Here is a 2,667-nt window from a genome sequence, read left to right as displayed (position 1 = left end):
AGGCAAACCGTGGGCCTGGGAGGACTCGAACCTCCGACCTCTTCGTTATCAGCGAAGCGCTCTAACCACCTGAGCTACAGGCCCGTACTCACATACGGCCGAGGGACGAGGTTACCGTAACGACCGCCGCCGTCCCAAACCGCCGATGGTCAATCCCTGTCGGCGAGGGTCACCTCGACGCCGCCGACGAGGTCGGTGGTCAAGTTGTAGATGAACGCGCCACAGGTCGCCATCGCCGTCAGCAGCACGATGTTCACCAGACCGATGAGCGCGGCGCCGCCGAAAATCGTTCCGCTGGAGACGAGTTCACCTCCGCTGCCACTCGCACTGGTGAGCAGATCGCCGACATTGCTGTTCAGCTTGCTCCACACCCCCATGCCGCCGAGCACCAGATACAGGAACGCCACGGCGATCATCCACACGAAGAACATCGCCACGCTGAGCACCAGCGAGACCTTCAACACGCTCCACGGATCGAAGCGCCGGATCTGCATGCTCGCCCGAACGGGGCCCTGGGAACGGCTGGCCGCCGGTGTCCGGGTGGCGGGCGACGCCGGGCGGGTCGATGGTTCCACGGCGGTCCGGTCGGCTCCCGGCTTGCGGGGTCCGCGAGGGGCAGGCGCAGCGCCCGACAGGTCGGGGAGCTCGCTGGCGTAGACCTCGGGGCGGCCGGCGTCGACGCGTTCGGTGCGATTGGGCGGAGCCGCTTCGGGCTCCCTGGCAGGGGCCTGTTCACGGGCCGGACCCGACGGGGGTCCGCCCGCGATGAAGCGGTTGAGCCTGGCATCCGCACCAGGTGAGTTGCCGGGGGGGTGCCCAGCTGCCGCGCCTGCGCGTGGTCCGTCCTGGGGCCGAGGTCCGTCCTGGGGCCGCGGCCGGGCCCCCGCCCCGCGCTGCCACGGCGGCACGTCGCCCGACGACGGGCCCCCGTTGGCCGGCCCGCCCTCGTGGGCCCCGGTCGAGCCGTTGCTGCCCGTCCCATCGCCGGTGCGCGGTGGTCCAGGTTCGTTCGGTGAACCCACCTACGGCTCCTTAGCTCGGGTCAGTCTCTGCGTCGTCGTCGTCCGCGGCGTCCTCGTCGGCGTTGCGGGCAACGGCAATCAGTGTGTCGCCATCGCCGAGGTTCATCAAGCGCACGCCCTTGGTTTGCCGCCCGGCCTTGCGCACTTGACGTGCCACGGTCCGGATGACACCCCCACCTGAGGTGATGGCGTACAGCTCGGTGTCCTCGTCGACGATCAACGCTCCGACCAGAGTGCCACGCCTTCGGTCGTACTGGATCGTCAGGATGCCCTTGCCGCCACGGCCCTGCGGGGTGTACTCCTCGATGGCCGTCCGCTTCGAATAGCCGCCCGACGTCGCCACCAGCAGATACGTGCCTTCCCGCACGACGTTCAGCGATAGCAGCTGGTCGTCGGTGTTGAATCGCATGCCCTGCACACCCGACGTGGCCCGGCCCATGGGACGCAGCGCCTCGTCGGTTGCCGAGAAGCGGATGGACTGACCCTTTGCTGACACCAGCAGGAGGTCCTCCTCGGCCGAGCACAGCACGGCACCCACCAACTCGTCGCCGTCGCGAAGGTTCACCGCGACGATGCCGCCGGAGCGGTTGGAGTCGAAGTCGGTGAGCTTGGACTTCTTCACCAGGCCGTTCTTGGTGGCAAGGACGAGGTACGGCGCATCCTCGTAGCTCTTGATCTGGATGACCTGCGCGATGCGTTCCTCCGGTTGGAACGCGAGGAGGTTGGCCACGTGCTGGCCGCGTGCCGTCCGTGACGCCTCGGGCAGTTCGTACGCCTTGGCCCGATAGACCCGACCCTGCGTGGTGAAGAACAGGATCCAGTCGTGCGTCGAGCCGACGAAGAAGTGCCTGACGATGTCGTCCTGCTTGAGGCCAGCACCCTGGACGCCCTTGCCGCCGCGCTTCTGGCTGCGGTACAGGTCGGACTTGGTCCGCTTCGCGTAGCCGGTCTCGGTGATCGTGACGACCACCTCTTCGCGGGCGATGAGGTCCTCGTCGGCGACGTCGCCGTCGGCCGGGATGATGCGGGTACGACGGTCGTCGCCGTACTTCTCGACGAGCTCCGCGAGCTCGTCGTGCACGATCGCACGCTGACGCTCCGGCTTGGCCAGGATGTCCTCGAGGTCGGCGATCTCCGCCTCGATCTTGGCCAGGTCGTCGACGATGCGCTGACGTTCCAGTGCGGCGAGGCGACGCAGCTGCATGTCGAGAATCGCCTGGGCCTGGATGTCATCGACGTCGAGCAGCTCGATCAGACCCGCCCGGGCGACGTCGACGTTCGCCGACGCCCGGATCAGCGCGATGACCTCGTCCAGGGCATCCAGCGCCTTGACCAAACCGCGCAAGATGTGGGCCCGTTCGTTGGCCTTGCGCAACCGGTAGATGGTCCGTCGGACGATGACGTCCAACTGATGCACCACGTAGAGCCGGATCAGCTGATCGATCCGCAACGTGCGGGGGACACCGTCGACGATCGACAGCATGTTCGCGCCGAAGCTGGTCTGCAGCTGGGTGTGCTTGTAGAGGTTGTTCAGAACGACCTTGGCCACGGCGTCGCGCTTGACCTCGACGACGATGCGCATGCCGACCCGGTCGCTGCCCTGGTCCTCGATGTTGGAGATGCCCGCGAGCTTGCCGTCGCGCAC

2 protein-coding genes and 1 tRNA gene are annotated in these 2,667 nt (G+C 67.5%); all 3 read right to left on the bottom strand.

The window, feature by feature from the left end; genetic code table 11:
- Window positions 1-10: 10 nt before the first annotated feature.
- Window positions 11-84, bottom strand: a tRNA-Ile gene (locus QOD90_RS14800).
- Between the two features lie 65 nt (window positions 85-149).
- The gene (locus QOD90_RS14795; RefSeq protein ID WP_526350943.1) at window positions 150-1,022 is read right to left on the bottom strand and encodes a DUF3566 domain-containing protein; all 873 of its coding nucleotides are present in this window, start codon (window positions 1,020-1,022) and stop codon (window positions 150-152) included.
- A 10-nt stretch (window positions 1,023-1,032) separates the two neighbouring features.
- A partial coding sequence (locus QOD90_RS14790) for a DNA gyrase C-terminal beta-propeller domain-containing protein (protein WP_526350941.1) occupies window positions 1,033-2,667 on the bottom strand: 1,635 nt, incomplete at its 5' end.

The sequence above is a fragment of the Mycobacterium sp. genome (genome assembly GCF_032161845.1).
GTDB lineage: Bacteria > Actinomycetota > Actinomycetes > Mycobacteriales > Mycobacteriaceae > Mycobacterium.
This window is presented reverse-complemented; position numbering and strand designations above follow the sequence as displayed.